General features: G+C 66.4%; 19 protein-coding genes. 6 read left to right on the top strand and 13 right to left on the bottom strand.

What is annotated here, in order from left to right:
* Positions 1–18: 18 nt before the first annotated feature.
* Positions 19–612, bottom strand: a complete 594-nt coding sequence (orn, locus tag ACFQNJ_RS18425) for an oligoribonuclease (protein ID WP_382260181.1) — start codon at positions 610–612, stop codon at positions 19–21.
* Positions 613–683: 71 nt separating this feature from the next.
* Between orn and ACFQNJ_RS18420 the strand changes: the two genes are divergently transcribed.
* Together ACFQNJ_RS18420 and rsgA are read left to right on the top strand one after the other, a co-directional pair.
* Positions 684–1,964: a M48 family metallopeptidase gene (locus tag ACFQNJ_RS18420; protein WP_382260153.1), complete on the top strand. Its 1,281-nt coding sequence runs from the start codon at positions 684–686 to the stop codon at positions 1,962–1,964.
* Complete coding sequence (gene rsgA, locus ACFQNJ_RS18415) at positions 1,961–2,920, top strand: ribosome small subunit-dependent GTPase A (protein ID WP_382260151.1); 960 nt, start codon at positions 1,961–1,963, stop codon at positions 2,918–2,920. The genes ACFQNJ_RS18420 and rsgA overlap by 4 nt, the downstream gene beginning before the upstream one ends.
* An 18-nt stretch (positions 2,921–2,938) precedes the next feature.
* Here rsgA and ACFQNJ_RS18410 read toward each other — a convergent pair whose 3' ends face one another.
* From ACFQNJ_RS18410 to rpsP, 6 genes are all read right to left on the bottom strand, one after another.
* The gene (locus tag ACFQNJ_RS18410; RefSeq protein WP_382260149.1) at positions 2,939–3,853 is read right to left on the bottom strand and encodes a cobalamin biosynthesis protein; all 915 of its coding nucleotides are present in this window, start codon (positions 3,851–3,853) and stop codon (positions 2,939–2,941) included.
* A 38-nt stretch (positions 3,854–3,891) separates the two neighbouring features.
* Positions 3,892–4,575, bottom strand: coding sequence for a CoA pyrophosphatase (locus ACFQNJ_RS18405; RefSeq protein ID WP_382260147.1), 684 nt, complete (start codon positions 4,573–4,575; stop codon positions 3,892–3,894).
* 119 nt (positions 4,576–4,694) lie between these two features.
* A complete protein-coding gene (gene rplS / locus ACFQNJ_RS18400) occupies positions 4,695–5,051 on the bottom strand; it encodes a 50S ribosomal protein L19 (protein ID WP_382260145.1) in 357 nt (118 codons plus the stop codon).
* Between the two features lie 121 nt (positions 5,052–5,172).
* Entirely contained in the window at positions 5,173–5,952 is a 780-nt protein-coding gene (gene trmD, locus ACFQNJ_RS18395) for a tRNA (guanosine(37)-N1)-methyltransferase TrmD (RefSeq protein WP_382260143.1), read from the bottom strand.
* A gap of 12 nt (positions 5,953–5,964) precedes the next feature.
* Positions 5,965–6,573 carry a ribosome maturation factor RimM gene (gene rimM, locus ACFQNJ_RS18390; RefSeq protein WP_374642985.1) on the bottom strand — a complete coding sequence of 203 codons (609 nt, stop codon included), beginning with the start codon at positions 6,571–6,573 and terminating at the stop codon, positions 5,965–5,967.
* Positions 6,574–6,596: 23 nt separating this feature from the next.
* Positions 6,597–6,851 (bottom strand): 30S ribosomal protein S16, encoded by a 255-nt coding sequence (gene rpsP, locus ACFQNJ_RS18385; RefSeq protein ID WP_374642987.1) that lies wholly within the window; start codon positions 6,849–6,851, stop codon positions 6,597–6,599.
* 164 nt (positions 6,852–7,015) lie between these two features.
* Between rpsP and ACFQNJ_RS18380 the strand changes: the two genes are divergently transcribed.
* Together ACFQNJ_RS18380 and ACFQNJ_RS18375 are read left to right on the top strand one after the other, a co-directional pair.
* Positions 7,016–7,552, top strand: coding sequence for a GNAT family N-acetyltransferase (locus ACFQNJ_RS18380; protein WP_382260141.1), 537 nt, complete (start codon positions 7,016–7,018; stop codon positions 7,550–7,552).
* Positions 7,549–8,010, top strand: coding sequence for a TM2 domain-containing protein (locus tag ACFQNJ_RS18375; protein ID WP_382260139.1), 462 nt, complete (start codon positions 7,549–7,551; stop codon positions 8,008–8,010). The genes ACFQNJ_RS18380 and ACFQNJ_RS18375 overlap by 4 nt, the downstream gene beginning before the upstream one ends.
* Here ACFQNJ_RS18375 and ACFQNJ_RS18370 read toward each other — a convergent pair.
* From ACFQNJ_RS18370 to ACFQNJ_RS18345, 6 genes are read right to left on the bottom strand one after another with little or no spacing between them, the layout of a single operon-like run.
* Positions 8,000–8,974, bottom strand: a complete 975-nt coding sequence (locus ACFQNJ_RS18370; protein WP_382260138.1) for an AEC family transporter — start codon at positions 8,972–8,974, stop codon at positions 8,000–8,002. The genes ACFQNJ_RS18375 and ACFQNJ_RS18370 overlap by 11 nt on opposite strands.
* 57 nt (positions 8,975–9,031) lie before the next feature.
* Complete coding sequence (locus ACFQNJ_RS18365) at positions 9,032–9,583, bottom strand: DUF3299 domain-containing protein (RefSeq protein ID WP_382260137.1); 552 nt, start codon at positions 9,581–9,583, stop codon at positions 9,032–9,034.
* Positions 9,584–9,619: 36 nt separating this feature from the next.
* Positions 9,620–9,859: a hypothetical protein gene (locus ACFQNJ_RS18360; protein WP_382260136.1), complete on the bottom strand. Its 240-nt coding sequence runs from the start codon at positions 9,857–9,859 to the stop codon at positions 9,620–9,622.
* Between the two features lie 5 nt (positions 9,860–9,864).
* Positions 9,865–11,097, bottom strand: a complete 1,233-nt coding sequence (locus ACFQNJ_RS18355) for an FtsX-like permease family protein (RefSeq protein WP_382260135.1) — start codon at positions 11,095–11,097, stop codon at positions 9,865–9,867.
* A complete protein-coding gene (locus tag ACFQNJ_RS18350; RefSeq protein WP_374643001.1) occupies positions 11,094–11,741 on the bottom strand; it encodes an ABC transporter ATP-binding protein in 648 nt (215 codons plus the stop codon). The genes ACFQNJ_RS18355 and ACFQNJ_RS18350 overlap by 4 nt, the downstream gene beginning before the upstream one ends.
* Positions 11,738–12,232 carry a Fur family transcriptional regulator gene (locus ACFQNJ_RS18345; protein WP_382260134.1) on the bottom strand — a complete coding sequence of 165 codons (495 nt, stop codon included), beginning with the start codon at positions 12,230–12,232 and terminating at the stop codon, positions 11,738–11,740. Before ACFQNJ_RS18345 ends, ACFQNJ_RS18350 begins: the two co-directional genes overlap by 4 nt.
* Positions 12,233–12,318: 86 nt before the next feature.
* On the opposite strand from ACFQNJ_RS18345, the gene ACFQNJ_RS18340 reads away from it, so the two are divergent.
* Complete coding sequence (locus ACFQNJ_RS18340) at positions 12,319–13,119, top strand: metal ABC transporter ATP-binding protein (protein ID WP_382260133.1); 801 nt, start codon at positions 12,319–12,321, stop codon at positions 13,117–13,119.
* Positions 13,116–13,988, top strand: coding sequence for a metal ABC transporter permease (locus ACFQNJ_RS18335; RefSeq protein ID WP_382260131.1), 873 nt, complete (start codon positions 13,116–13,118; stop codon positions 13,986–13,988). The genes ACFQNJ_RS18340 and ACFQNJ_RS18335 overlap by 4 nt, the downstream gene beginning before the upstream one ends.
* Positions 13,989–14,024: the final 36 nt, after the last annotated feature.

Raw genomic sequence — 14,024 nt, 5'->3', positions numbered from 1 at the left:
CGGACGCACTGCGCCGCTTTAACGAAGGAAGTGCGTGCGGTAATGCACCAGTTCGTCAATCGACTCGTGCACGTCCGCCAGTGCAGTGTGCTTCTGCTGCTTCTTGAAGCTGTCGTAGACCTCGGGACGCCAGCGACGGGCCAGTTCCTTGAGCGTGCTGACGTCCAGATTGCGGTAGTGGAACCATGCTTCCAGCTTGGGCATGTACTTGACCAGAAAGCGCCTGTCCTGTCCGATGGAGTTGCCGCACATGGGCGATGACTTTTTCGGGACATAGCGCCCGATGAACTCCAGCAGGATGGCCTCGGCCTGCGCCTCATCGACCGTGCTGGCACGCACCTTGTCGGTCAAACCACTTTTCCCGTGGGTGCCCTTGTTCCAGGCGTCCATGCCGCCCAAGACGGCATCGGACTGATGGATGACCAGCACCGGTCCCTCGATGCGCGGTTCGAGCTGGGGCCCGGTGATGACCACGGCAATCTCCAGCAGGCGCTCTTTTTCAGGGTCCAGGCCGCTCATCTCGCAGTCGAGCCAGACCAGATTCAGGTCGCTGCGCGCCAGGGTGGGCGCAACAGTTTCATCAGGGGTGGAAGGGTCGGTGGTGTCGGTCATTTCACTCATGCCGGAATTGTCGCCCATGACAAGCCCTGCGCAGGATCGCACGCTCCGATAGACTCCGGGGCATGGATTCGCCGTCTCTCATGTTGTCGCTGGTGCTGTGTGGTCTTCTGCTGGCTGGCCTGGGTACCCGCCTTTGGCTGGCCAGCCGGCAGATCAGGCATGTGTGGCTGCACCGCGACCAGGTGCCAGCCGCCTTTGAAGCCACCGTTGGTGCGCAAGCCCACCGCAAGGCGGCCAGCTACACGGTGGCCAAAGTCCGGTTCGGCATGCTTGAAGCGGCCATCGATGCGGCCTTGCTGCTGGGCTGGACACTGCTGGGTGGGTTGGATGCCCTCAACCAGCTCCTCCTGTCCTGGATGGGCCCCGGCCTGTGGCAACAGCTGGCCCTGATCGGCAGCTTCGCCCTGATTGGCGGCGTGGTGGCCCTGCCCCTGTCGTGGTGGAGCACGTTCCGCATCGAGGAAAGCTTCGGCTTCAACAAGATGAATCTGGGCCTGTGGCTGAGTGACCTCGTCAAGGGTACCTTGGTCGGTGCACTGGTCGGCCTGCCCATCGTGGCCTTGGTGATCTGGCTCATGGGGTCGGCGGGCACGCTGTGGTGGCTCTGGGCCTGGGGTGTCTGGATGGGGTTCAACCTGCTGCTTCTCATCGTCTACCCGACCGTGATCGCTCCCCTGTTCAACCGGTTCGAGCCCCTGGCCGACGAGGCGCTGCGCGACCGTGTCCAGGCGCTGATGCAGCGTTGCGGGTTCTCCGCCAAGGGTCTGTTCGTGATGGACGGCAGCCGCCGCAGCGCCCATGCCAATGCGTACTTCACCGGTTTCGGCGCCGCCAAGCGCGTGGTGTTCTTTGACACGCTGCTCAAGCAGTTGAATCCCGGGGAAATCGATGCCGTGCTGGCCCATGAACTGGGGCACTTCAAACGCCGCCACATCGTGCAGCGTGTGGTGATGATGTTTGCCCTGAGTCTGCTCGGTTTTGCCCTGCTGGGCTGGCTGTCGGGGCAGGTCTGGTTCTACACGGGACTGGGGGTCACACCATCGCTTGACTCGGCCAACGATGCGCTGGCCCTGATTCTCTTCATGATGGTGGTGCCGCTGGTCACCTATTTCCTGTCGCCCCTGATGGCCCAGCTCTCGCGCCGTCACGAGTTCGAGGCGGACGCCTATGCCAGCGAACATGCCGACCGGCGGGACCTGGCCAGCGCCCTGCTCAAGCTGTACCAGGACAATGCCAGCACCCTGACGCCGGATCCGCTGTATGCCCGGTTCTATTACTCGCACCCGCCCGCCAGCGAGCGCCTGGCCAGGCTGTTGCCCACTGCAGCCGGTGCATCCACTTGAGCCGTTCCAAGTCACTGTCGAAAAGCCAGAACACGGCCACGCAACCCGGGCTGGTGGTCGCCGCGCATGGTCGCCATTGCCTGGTGGAGGCACCCGATGGTCAGCGTCTGATCTGCCATGCCCGGGGCAAGCGCAACGAGGTGGTGGTGGGCGACACGGTGCGCTGGGCCCCGACCGGCGACGAAGGCATCATTGAAGCGGTTGACGAGAGGCGCAACCTGTTCCACCGCCAGGATGAATGGCGCACCAAGTCCTTCGCCGCCAACATCGACCTGGTGCTGATCCTGCTGGCCGCGGAACCGGAGTTCTCGGAAAGCCAGCTCACCCGCGCCCTGATCGCTGCCGAAGCAGCGGGCATCGAGGCCCTGATCGTGCTGAACAAGCGCGATGTCCAGCCAGCCTTCGATCGGGCCTGGGAACGGTTGGCCCCTTACCGCCGCATGGGTTACGCGGTGTTGCCACTGTGTCTTCGACCGGCTCTCCAGGGTGAGCCCTCAGGGCTGGATGAGCTCAAGGCACGTCTGGATCAGCGGTCCACCCTGGTGCTGGGACCATCGGGCGTGGGCAAGAGCACGCTGGTCAATGGGCTGGTCCCGCACGCGTCGGCGCAAACCGGCGAAATCTCCCGTGCCTTGAATTCGGGCAAACACACGACCACCAGCACCACCTGGTACTGGACCGATGCGCAGCGCCACACCGCACTGATCGATTCACCCGGATTTCAGGAGTTCGGCCTGGCCCACATCGAACCCGAGCACCTGGCACAACTGATGCCCGATTTGCGCGGGGCGCTGGGCGGGTGCCGCTTCTACAACTGCACCCACCGGCAGGAACCCGGTTGCTCCGTGACCTCTGCGGTCGCCAGCCCGGACCATCCCGAGGGCAGCATCAGCGCCACACGCTACCGCCTGTATCTGGAACTGCATGCCCAGCTGAGCAGTCAGCGCGCCTTCTGAGCGCTGAAGAGGCTGCTGTCAGACCCGCCAGCCCGCCAGCGTGGCCAGCGCCAGGAACAGCATCCAGAGAACCACACTGCGCCAGACCAGCCCCACCACGCTGGCCAGATGGGCGATCTGGGGTTCTGCCCGGTTGGTGGGCAACTCGACCGGATCCGGACGCAGGCGCACGTTGACCGCCCCGACCGTGGCCGCCAGCACCACGCCATCGCCACCCTCACCATGGCGTGCAGCGTCGCTGCGCCAGCTGGCCACTGATTCCTCGAAGTTGCCCACGATGGCAAAAGCCAGCGCCGTGGCACGGGCCGGGACATGATCGACCACGCGCCAAGCCTGGGCCGACACCTGGGCGAGGACGCTGGGCGACGAACCGGTGTGCACGGATGGCCAGCGCCGGGCCACGTACTCGGCCAGGCGATAGGCCACCGCCCCCGCCGGCCCCAGACCCAGGAACCAGCCAACAAAGAAAGCCAGCAGGACACCGAAGACATGGCGGTGCGCCGACAACACGCTGTGCTCGATGACATGGCGCAGCAGTTCGGTGCGCGGCAGCGTGGTGACGTCGACCCGGAGCCACTGCGCCAGGTGCTGGCGTGCGGTGGCGTCATCGCCGGTTTCCATGGCCTGGCGGATGGCAGTGAAATGGTGGCTGAACTGGCGAAAGCCCAGGGTGAGGTAGAGCACGACCACCATCCAGACCAGCGCCAGCAGGAAGCTCAAGTGCTCCAGCCAGATGTGCACTACCGCCACCAGCACCGCAGGCAACACCACGGCCAGGGCCCAGGCGACCCAGCCATGGGGTTTTTCCCCTGTGTCAAGATGGCGCCCCACGGCGCGGGCCCAGGACCGCATGGCCACATGAACCGGGTTGTCATGCCCGACGGGGCGCACCTGCTCCAGGAGCAAAGCCATGAAGACCGCAAAGAAACTCATGGCGCGATCATAGCGGCGCGCGACCAGCCAGCAGGTATTCAGGCCGACAGGAAGTGGTAGAGGTTGCGCAGCATGCCCGCGGTCGCTCCCCAGATGTAGCGTTCCTCGATACCGTCGTCATAGGGCATGGAATACCAGTGGCGCACCTGCCCTTCAAAGCTCAGGGCATGAAGGCGGTGATGTGCCGGGTTCATCAGGAAAGACAGGGGAACCTCGAAAACGGCGGCCACCTCATGGGGGTTGGGCACCAGGTGAACATCGGGTTGGACCAGGCCCACCACGGGGGTCACATGAAAGGCGGTGCCCGTGATGTACTCGGGCAGCATGCCCAGCACCTCCACGTGCGAGCGGTCCAGCCCGATCTCTTCCTCGGCCTCGCGCAGCGCGGCCACGACGGCGCCACCGTCCTCAGGGTCCACCCGACCGCCGGGCAGTGCCACCTGCCCGGAATGGGTCGACAGGTGGTCGGTGCGCTGGGTGAGGATCAGCGTCGGCTCCTCACGCATCACCACCGGCATGAGCACAGCGGCCGCCGCCGGCTGCCGATCCGTGAAGCGCTGCTCGCGCCGCAACTCGGGAACCCATTCGGGAGGACGGGCAAATCGACGCCGCAAGGCAGCCGGTTTGAGCTGCTCCCGCCCGACCGGAATGAGCGCGCGCGGGTCCTGCGGCTCAATGACAGGCACCTCACGGGGGTCAAAACGGGGCAAGATCGTCGACATGGGTCAAGCATAGGTCACGAACTGACCTTTGAGAGAGACGTCGGAGACACGGCCTCCTCAAAACACGGCGCAAAAAAAGCCGCTCCGAGGAGCGGCTTTCTGGCGGAAACACGGTTCGCTTACGCGCCCAGCTTTTCCTTGATACGCGCCGACTTGCCGCTGCGCTGACGCAGGTAGTACAGCTTGGCACGGCGCACGTCACCGCGGCGCTTGACTTCGATCTTGGCGATCAGGGGGCTGTACAGCGGGAAGGTACGCTCGACGCCTTCGCCGTTGGAGATCTTGCGAACGATGAAGCTGGAGTTCAGGCCACGGTTGCGGCGGGCGATCACCACGCCTTCGTAGGCCTGGACGCGCTTGCGGGTGCCTTCGATCACGTTCACGCTGACGATCACGGTGTCGCCAGGCGCAAATGCGGGGATGTCCTTGTTCAGGCGGGAAATCTCTTCCTGCTCGAGGGTCTGGATGAGGTTCATGGTTTCCTTGATACCGATCATGGACGCGCTGCCCCAACATGGGGTGGATAGTGGCTGTGCACCCGAGCGCTTGGAGCACTCGCAAGGCACAGCGGCCGCCAGAGGATCGAAAAGCCTTGGATTATAGCAATTTCTGCCGGCGAAGGAAATCCAGATCGGCCTTGTCCAGCCGGTCGGCACCTTGGGCATGATCCAGAAGCTCGGGCCGCAGTCGGGCGGTCAGCGTCAGGCTCTGTTCCCGGCGGTAGCGCCCGATTTTTTCGTGATGTCCGCCCAACAGTACCTCAGGCACCGCCATCGGCCCCCGAGGCCCCTGCCAGACTTCGGGGCGCGTGAAATGCGGACTGTCCAGCAGGCCATCGAGCGCGGGGTTGAAGCTGTCCTGCTGATGGCTGCCCTCATCGCCCAACACGCCCGGCATGAGCCGGGCGACCGCGTCCAGCAGCGCAAGGGCGGCGATCTCTCCGCCCGAAAGCACAAAGTCACCAAGGCTGACTTGGCGGTCAACGCAGGCGTCGATGAAGCGCTGGTCAATGCCCTCATAGCGGCCACAGACCAGCACGGCGCCGCGGCTGTCATCGGCCCAGCGCTGGACGACCCCATGGTCCAGCCGGTCGCCGATGGGCGAGAACAGCACCACGGGCGCACGGGAATCATCGGGCTCTGCCCGGTCGGCACGGATCGCCTGCAGGCAGCGCCACAGGGGTTCGGCCATCATCACCATGCCGGGGCCGCCGCCAAACGGGCGATCGTCAACGCGGCGGTAGTTGCCCTCGGCATGGTCACGTGGGTTCCACAGGCGCACATCCACCTGGCGGGACTCGAAGGCGCGGCGGTTGATGCCGCAGCGCAAGAAGGGCTCGAAGAGCTCGGGAAACAGGGTGATGACGTCGAAGCGCATGGCTGCGCCCGGTCAGTAGTCGGTCTGCCAGTCGGCGATGATGCGGCGCGCCTTCAGATCGACGTCGTCGATGTACGCGGCGACGAAGGGGATCATGCGCTCGGCGGTCTTGTCGGCGCCATCGACGTGCTCGGTGTACTCCATCACCAGCACCGAGGTGGGGCCGGTGGGCAGCAGGTCGCGCACCACACCGAGGTGGACGCCCTCGCGGTTGACCACCTCCAGGCCGATCAGGTCGACCCAGTAGTACTCGCCCTCTTCTGCCGGAGGAAAGGCGCTGCGGGCCACGTGGATGCGAACGCCCTTGAGCGATTCGGCCAGGTTGCGATCGTTTGAGCCTTCGAGGCGGGCCACGATGCCATCGGCATGCACCTTGATGTCGGCCACAGCTACCCGCACGGGACCCGAAAACGCTGAAAACCCCTTGCCGAAGCGTGCTTCGGGGGGCAACAGGAACCATTCGGATGACTCGAACAGCGCGCGGGTGTCGGCGCTGTGCGGCTGGATGCGGACCCAGCCCTTGATGCCCCACGCATCCGTGAACCGGCCCAGTTCAACCGCGTCGTCCGGCAAAGACGACGGCTGGAACGGGCTGGCGGTGGATGCGGGAGCGGTGCTCACCTTGACGGTGTGCAGGCCTGGAATCAGGCGGCGGCCTTGGCGGCAGCCTGCTTGATCAGACGGGCCACGGTTTCGGACGGCTGGGCACCCACGCCGGTCCAGTAGGTCAGGCGGTCCTGGGCGATGCGCAGGGGCTCTTCACCACCCTTGGCCAGGGGGTTGTAGAAACCGATGCGCTCGATGAAGCGACCATCGCGGCGGTTGCGCTTGTCGGCAACCACGATGTTGTAGAACGGACGGGCTTTTGCGCCGCCGCGGGAGAGTCGAATGACGACCATGATTTATCCTTCGGGTGGTGAGAATCCCCTGCGACAGGTTGTCGCGTCAGGGAGTTTCCTGCAGCGCTTGAGACACACGACTGACCACCCGGCCAGCGAAACGCTACAAAACCCGGCATTATAGCCAGTTCGTGTGTTTCACCCCATTCCTTTTATAGTTCTCCATGACTCTGATCCGACCCAGCCGCGACGAAGACCTGGACGCCATCACCCGCATCTACGCGCATCACGTGCTCCACGGCACCGGCACCTTCGAGACCACCCCCCCTACCCGGGACGAGATGGCAGGCCGTCGGGCCGATGTGCTGGGCAAAGGACTGCCCTGGCTGGTCATCGAGGTGGATGGCCAGGTGATGGGGTACGCGTATGGCAACTGGTTCAAGCCGCGTCCTGCCTACCGCTATTCGGTGGAAGACTCGATCTACATGGCCCCGGAGTCGGCCGGCAAGGGCCTGGGCAAGTTGCTGCTGACCGAATTGCTGGCCCAGTGCGAGCGTGCCGGCGTGCGCAAGGTCATGGCGGTGATCGGTGACTCGGCCAACGCCGGGTCGATCGGTGTGCACAAGGCCCTGGGCTTCGAGCAGGTGGGTGTGGTGCAGTCCTGCGGCTGGAAGTTCGGCCGCTGGCTGGACATCGTGCTGATGCAGAAGAGCATCGGCCAGGGCGACAGCACGCCCCCCCAAGATCCGGCAGGGGCATGAACGTGTCCCGGCGGAAAAACAAGACCCTGGCGGCGTGGCTGGCGCTGCTGGGGGGAACCATGGGGTTGCACCGGTTCTACCTGCGCGGGCTGGGCGACTGGATAGGGTGGCTGTTCCCCCTGGCCTCGGGCCTTGGCTGGTGGGGCGTGGAGCGGGTACTGGCGCTGGGGCAGGATGACAAGCTGTCCTGGTGGCTGATTCCGTTTCTGGGCATGAGCCTGGCCGCCGCGTGCCTGAGCGCCATCGTCTACGGGCTGAGCGACCGTGCGCGCTGGAACGCCAAGTACGCGCCGGACCAGGGTCCGGACGGCACGGCAGGCGCTACCAGTTGGCTGACGATCGGCGCGGTGGTGCTGTCGCTGCTGGTCGGCGCCACCGCCTTCATGGGCAGCCTGTCGTTCAGCATCCAGAGCTACGTGAAGTACCAGATCGAGGAAGCCCGGCGGATCAGCCAGTGATCACCACTGGGTTCAGCCAGGACATGATCAGCATCACCACACTGAGCGTGAACAGGGCCAAGCCGGTGGAAATGCCCATGCTGGCCGTGGTCAGTTCCTGGACCACCTGGTAGCGCTGGGCGAACAGGAACACATTGGCACCGATCGGCAAGGCCGCGGCGACCACCATCACGGTCAAGGGCAGACCGGTAATGCCAAAGCCCCAGGCGCTGAGGCCGACGAGCAGGGGCAGCAACAGGTTCTTGGATGCGGCGATCCACAGGGCCGGACCCCAATGCCCGTGCATGGGCGTGCGCGCCAGACTCACACCCACCAGCACCAGGGCCAACGGTCCGAAGGCACTGCCCAGCAGCTGCAGGGGCTTGTCGATCACACTCGGCAAGGACCAGCCGGTCTGCGCGAACAGCAGCCCGGTCAGGATGGGCAGCGGGATCGGATGGATCAGTGCCCCCTTGATCGCCGACATTGCCGTGGCCATGAGGTGGGGTGGCTCGCCACCGGCACGCCGTGTCTCGCGGGCGGCCGCGAGCTCCAGCATCACCGAACCGAGCGTCAGCAGGATGAGCGCATGCACCGACACCAACGTCAGCAGCGTGACCAGCCCCCGCTTGCCGTAGGCCAGTTCCACCAGCGTGATGCCGATCATCACCATGTTGGAGAACACGCCAGCCAGGGCCATGACAACGCTGCGGCAGTTGAAGCCCCGCCAGGCGATGCTGAGCACCAGCAGGCCCACCGCGGCCAGGAAGTAGGCCGCCACCGGTGTCAGATCGAGCTGCTCGAAGCGCACCGCGCTCATGGTGCGAAACAGCAAGGCCGGAATCAGCACCAGAAAGACCAGGTTGGACAGATCCTTGATGGCATCACCGCGGATCCATTGCAGGCGCCCGGCCAGGAAACCGACACCGATCAGCAGGAACACCGGTGTCAGCGAGATGAAAACAGGGTGGGATGAAAAGTTCACCGCACCGATGGTAGCGGCAGCCGCTGAGGTGACCTGTCACCCGGCTGTCCGGGCAGGTCACTTCACCGCGATGGCGTCGGTGATGCGGTAATACAGGCCATAGGGATCGGATTTCAGGACGTGAAAACGCCCCTCGACGACCACAGCGTTGAGGCTGTACTTGACCGGCGTCTTGGTCCTGACCTCGACCATGCTTTCCGGCCCCCCCGGCACGCAAAAGGAACAGGTCAGCGGCACGGACGAGAGCAGGAAATGGCGTTGCTGTTCGCCCGGCTCCAGCGGCATCATGAAGCCCTGGATGCGCTGCTGGCGCTGGTCCAGCGACTGGACCGCTGGCGGATAGACCGGCACGATGCGCCGGTTTTCGATCTGGGTCCGGATGTCGGTCAGCACCGACCAGGGAACGACATCGGTGCGCTTGGGCAGCGGGGCAAACGGACTGAGTGGGCTGTGCACACCAGCACCCTGCCCGTGCGGGACAGCAGGCGCAGAAGCGCCCGGCACCCCAGAGCCAGACGGGGTACCCAGAGGAGAGCTGAGGACCTGGCCCGACGCGTTTGCTGCCAGAAACAGCAACCAGGCCGGGAGCAGTCGAAGCGAAGGGATCATGCGCAGGAAGCTTACTTCAACCGCCACTTGCATGCATCAGTGCGCGTGACGCATGCCACAGTACTTGCCAATGGCCAGGCCCTTGCAGGCAACCTGCAGCTCGGCCATGCAGACCTTCTCGCCCTTGCCAGCTTCCAGGCATTTGGCAGCGCCTTCGTGGGCGGCCGCCATGGCGCGGTGGCGCTTGATGTCCTCCTGGGTTTCCTTGTCCGTGTGCTGAGCCAGCACGCATGAGGACGACAGGGCCAGACCGAGGGCAATGAGGAGTGCTTTCATGGATTTCACCTTGTGGTGGGGGTTGCGGAAGAAAGAAGGGAAGCGACGTCCACCCGATACGCGCTGATCGCGGGCAGCGCTGCCGCCAGCAGGGCCACGCCCAGCGCCAGCATGGGCACGGACCACAGGGCCATTGGTGTGGACCAGGGGTTCACGATCAGGCCCTGCCCGGCGGACCAGAGGTCACCGGCGAGCCAAACCAGCGACTGCGACATCAGCAGGGCGAGCGCACAGGCCAAGAGTGCCAGCCACAGGGCTTCAAGCAGCAGCAACGCGCCCACCCGGCGCGGCGGCGCGCCCAGCATGCGCAGCATGGCGATGTCGGCGCTGCGTTCGCGCACCGCGCCCCAGAGAGCGATGAACACCGACAGCCCAGCCACTGTCAACAGCACGGCGCCCAAGCCCTGCAGCAAACGGGTGCCCACACCCAGCAGGGACAGCAGGCGCGTGATTTCCACCGCAGGTGCGGCGGCCTGCATCTTCGTGGTGGTATTGACCAGCCGCGGCAGGCTGACCGCCGCCAGCGGCGTGCGGTAGCGCACCAGGGCCAACGTCACCTCGCGCTCCGCCTCGATGGCGCTGCGATCGTCGGCCGACAGGCCCTCGAATTCGCCGGGCGCCAGACCCTCGTGGACAGCCCAGACAGACGCCGTGTCCGTGAGCAACAGGCGGTCGAGCACACAACCGCAGGGCTGCAAAACACCGGTGACGGTATACGGTGTGTCCTCGTGCCGATGGCCACCGCCACCCAGGCCGTGCGCGCCGGCAAATACCTGACCCACCCCCAGGCCGGTGACCTGCGCCACCTGGGCACCCAACACCGCCTGCATAGGGACCGACCACAGCGCCCCCTGCGCGAGGGTGGCCCCGTAGTGCGCCACGTAGTCGGGTGTGGTGCCGACGATGCGGAAGGCCTGCAGGCTGTCGCCCAGGCTCAGCGGGATCACCTGCGCCACCTGCGGGTGACGGGCCAGGGCCTGTATGTCGGCCAGCGCCACGTTGCCCGGTGGCACGTCGAGGTGGAACACGCCAGCCAGGATGAGCTGCAGCGGACTCCCCTTGGCGCCCACCACCAGGTCGATGCCCTGCAGGTCCCGCTCGAAGGCGCGTTCGATTCGGTTCTGCACCAGCAGCACGAAGGCCACCATGGCCAGCCCCAGGGTCAGCAGCAGCAGGTTCAGCACCGTGGCCAGCGGACGCGACCACAGGTAGCGCCAGGAGAGACTCAGCAGGTTCATGCAACGGCTCCTGGCAAGTCCAGCCGCTGTGCGTTTGGCAGAGCATGCAGTACGCGCGCGTCGTGGGTCGCGACCACCAGGGACGCACCGGCATCGCGTGCCCGAGCCTGCAGCAGGGCCAGTGCGTTCGCACAGGCCACATCGTCCAGGCTGGCCGTGGGTTCATCGGCCAAGATCAGCGGCGGCCGCAGCAGCAGCGCCCGCGCCAGCGCCACACGCTGCGCCTCGCCACCCGAGAGCTGCGAAGGCCGCCGCGTCGCCATGGCGGCCACGCCCAGTGCATCCAGGGTCTGCGCGATGCGCGTCCGGTCCACCGGCCGCCCGGTTGCGACATAGACGAGCGCCAGGTTGTCAGCCACGTTCAACGCCTCGCTGAGCAGCAGCCTCTGCGGCAGAAAACCAATGGTCCTGGCGCGCCAGGCATCGCGGGCTGCAGGTGCCATCGCACCTACTTCGGCACCGGCCACGCTCAGCCGCCCGCGGTTGCCACTGCGCAGGCCCGCCACCAGCGCCAGCCAGGTGCTCTTGCCGCTGCCGGACGGGCCGCGCAGCAGCAGTGTGCCGCCCGCTGGCAGGTCCACGTCTGGGAACTGCAGCATGCGCCCACCGGGCAGCTGGCACGCCAGGTCGCGACTGTGGATCAAGCGGCCTTCTCCGACGGCGTGCAGCTGGCGCAGGTGCCGTGGATGGACAGGTCCACGCGTTGGCCCTTGTGCCCTAGCCTGGCCAGCGTGCTGAACAGGTCCCGGGCCACCTGGCGGGTGCTGTCGCTGGCCTCCGTCAACCGGAACTGGCGGTGGCAGGCATCGCATTCGAAACGAGGCGCCTGGGCCTCCGGCTCCGAGGCGGCCAACCCATAGCGCCAGGTCCGGGCATCGTCGTCGGTATGCCGCTGAAGCACGCCACAAGCGGCCAGTCGGTCAAGCAAGCGGTAGAGCGTTACGCGGTTGATGTCCAGCCCGCGCGCCTGAAGCGACGAAAGCGCCTGCGCGTGGCTGAGCGTGCCTTGCGGGTTGACGAGGAACAGCCCGAGCACGGCGCGTGTGGCCAAGGTGCGACGCAGGCCAGCACTCTCCAGCCGACGCTGGATGTCGGGCGGCACGCCGGCCAAGTCAGGGGATCTTTTGGTCGCCATGGGCACGCCTCCATTATTGCAACATAGTTGCGTTAATATTCGACTATCGCAATTGAGTTGCAACAGTGTAGCGCCAGACCGTGCCCATGACCCCCGTGACCCGTACCATTCACCTGCGTGACCTGACGCTGGGCTACGAACGCCACCCGGCCGTGCACCACCTGAGCCTTCAGATCACGCCGGGCGCGTTGGTGGCTGTGGTCGGCCCCAACGGCGCCGGCAAGAGCACGCTCATCAAGGCGCTGGCCGGCGTGCTGACGCCGCTGTCGGGCCACATCGAGGGCCTGCAGCGCGAGCACATCGCCTGGCTGCCGCAGCACAGCGAACTGGACGCCAGCTTCCCCATCGATGTGCGCGGCATGGTCGCCACCGGCCTGTGGCGGGAAGTGGGCGCACTCGGGCGCTTCACCACCGCGCACCGACAGCGCTGCGACGCCGCGCTGGCGGCGGTCGGCCTCTCGGGCTTCGAGGCGCGTGGACTGGACACGCTATCGGGCGGGCAACTGCAGCGGGCGCGCTTCGCGCGGTTGATCCTGCAGGACGCGCCCGTGGTGCTGCTGGACGAGCCCTTTGCGGCAGTGGACCAGCGCACCACCGCCGACCTTCTGGCCCTGATGCACGGCTGGCAAAGCCAGGGCCGCACGGTGATCGCCGTGCTGCACGACATCGCCCAGGTGCGCGAACACTTTCCGCAGACCCTGTTGCTGGCGCGCGAGCCGGTGGCCTGGGGCGCCACCGCCGAGGTGCTAACGGACGCGAACTGGGCCCGCGCGCAGTCGCTGCACGAACCGTTCGACGAGCGGGCCGGCGAATGCGAGGCTGGCGCGCCCGGCGCAGGGCCTCGCCACCCGCACCCGATCACGACTGCGCTTGAGGCCACCCCATGAACGAAAGCCACCTGATCTTCGGTCCCTTCATCGAGTTCGGCTTCATGCGCCAGGCCCTGCTGGGCTGCATCGCGCTGGCGCTGTCGGCCGCGCCGGTGGGCGTGTTCCTGATGCTGCGGCGCATGAGCCTGATGGGCGACGCCATGGCGCACGCCATCCTGCCGGGCGCGGCCATCGGCTACCTGCTGTTCGGCCTGTCGCTGGCGGCCATGACGGTGGGCGGCATCGTGGCCGGCCTGGCGGTCGCCATCGGCGCCGGCCTGGTGGCGCGCAACACCCTGATCCGCGAGGACACCAGCCTCGCGGCCTTCTACCTGATCTCGCTCTCGCTGGGCGTGCTCATCGTCTCGGTGCGCGGCAACAACGTGGACCTGCTGCACGTGCTGTTTGGCTCCGTGCTGGCGCTGGACGGCTCGGCGCTGGCCCTGCTCTGGGTCATCACCGGCGTGACGCTGGCGACCCTGTTCCTCATCCGCCGGCCGCTGATCCTGGAATGCCTGGACCCGGGTTTTCTGCGCCAGGTCAGCGGGCTCGGCGCGGTGGCGCACGTCGGTTTTCTGGCCCTGCTGGTGATCAATCTGGTGGCCGGCTTCCACGCGCTGGGCACGCTGATGGCGGTGGGCATCATGGTGCTGCCGGCCGCCAGCGCGCGCTTCTGGGTGCGGCGCCTCGGCCCGCTGGTGGCCGTGGCCACCGGCATCGCGCTGTGCACGTCCATCGCCGGCCTGCTGCTGTCCTACCACGCCGACTGGCCGACCAGCCCGGTCATCGTGCTCGGCCTGGGCGGGGTGTACCTGCTGTCCATGGCCTTCGCACCGCACGGCGTGCTGCGCCAGCGTCCCACCGACCCCCGCCACCTGAGGGCCTGACCCGTTTCCTTTCGCTCCCATCCCTTCTCTTGTCTG

It is taken from the genome of Hydrogenophaga bisanensis (assembly GCF_042665135.1).
GTDB classification, from domain to species: domain Bacteria; phylum Pseudomonadota; class Gammaproteobacteria; order Burkholderiales; family Burkholderiaceae_C; genus Hydrogenophaga; species Hydrogenophaga bisanensis.
The sequence above is the reverse complement of the archived record's forward strand: the minus strand, read 5'-3'. Positions and strand labels throughout refer to the sequence as shown.

Bases quoted from the DNA above. Each gene is read 5' to 3' on its own strand.
- orn (WP_382260181.1), bottom strand. From the start codon at position 612: ATGACCGACACCACCGACCCTTCCACCCCTGATGAAACTGTTGCGCCC.
- ACFQNJ_RS18420 (WP_382260153.1), top strand. From the start codon at position 684: ATGGATTCGCCGTCTCTCATGTTGTCGCTGGTGCTGTGTGGTCTTCTG.
- ACFQNJ_RS18410 (WP_382260149.1), bottom strand. From the start codon at position 3,853: ATGAGTTTCTTTGCGGTCTTCATGGCTTTGCTCCTGGAGCAGGTGCGC.
- ACFQNJ_RS18405 (WP_382260147.1), bottom strand. From the start codon at position 4,575: ATGTCGACGATCTTGCCCCGTTTTGACCCCCGTGAGGTGCCTGTCATT.
- rplS (WP_382260145.1), bottom strand. From the start codon at position 5,051: ATGAACCTCATCCAGACCCTCGAGCAGGAAGAGATTTCCCGCCTGAAC.
- trmD (WP_382260143.1), bottom strand. From the start codon at position 5,952: ATGCGCTTCGACGTCATCACCCTGTTTCCCGAGCTCTTCGAGCCCTTC.
- rpsP (WP_374642987.1), bottom strand. From the start codon at position 6,851: ATGGTCGTCATTCGACTCTCCCGCGGCGGCGCAAAAGCCCGTCCGTTC.
- ACFQNJ_RS18380 (WP_382260141.1), top strand. From the start codon at position 7,016: ATGACTCTGATCCGACCCAGCCGCGACGAAGACCTGGACGCCATCACC.
- ACFQNJ_RS18375 (WP_382260139.1), top strand. From the start codon at position 7,549: ATGAACGTGTCCCGGCGGAAAAACAAGACCCTGGCGGCGTGGCTGGCG.
- ACFQNJ_RS18365 (WP_382260137.1), bottom strand. From the start codon at position 9,583: ATGATCCCTTCGCTTCGACTGCTCCCGGCCTGGTTGCTGTTTCTGGCA.
- ACFQNJ_RS18360 (WP_382260136.1), bottom strand. From the start codon at position 9,859: ATGAAAGCACTCCTCATTGCCCTCGGTCTGGCCCTGTCGTCCTCATGC.
- ACFQNJ_RS18355 (WP_382260135.1), bottom strand. From the start codon at position 11,097: ATGAACCTGCTGAGTCTCTCCTGGCGCTACCTGTGGTCGCGTCCGCTG.
- ACFQNJ_RS18345 (WP_382260134.1), bottom strand. From the start codon at position 12,232: ATGGCGACCAAAAGATCCCCTGACTTGGCCGGCGTGCCGCCCGACATC.
- ACFQNJ_RS18340 (WP_382260133.1), top strand. From the start codon at position 12,319: ATGACCCCCGTGACCCGTACCATTCACCTGCGTGACCTGACGCTGGGC.
- ACFQNJ_RS18335 (WP_382260131.1), top strand. From the start codon at position 13,116: ATGAACGAAAGCCACCTGATCTTCGGTCCCTTCATCGAGTTCGGCTTC.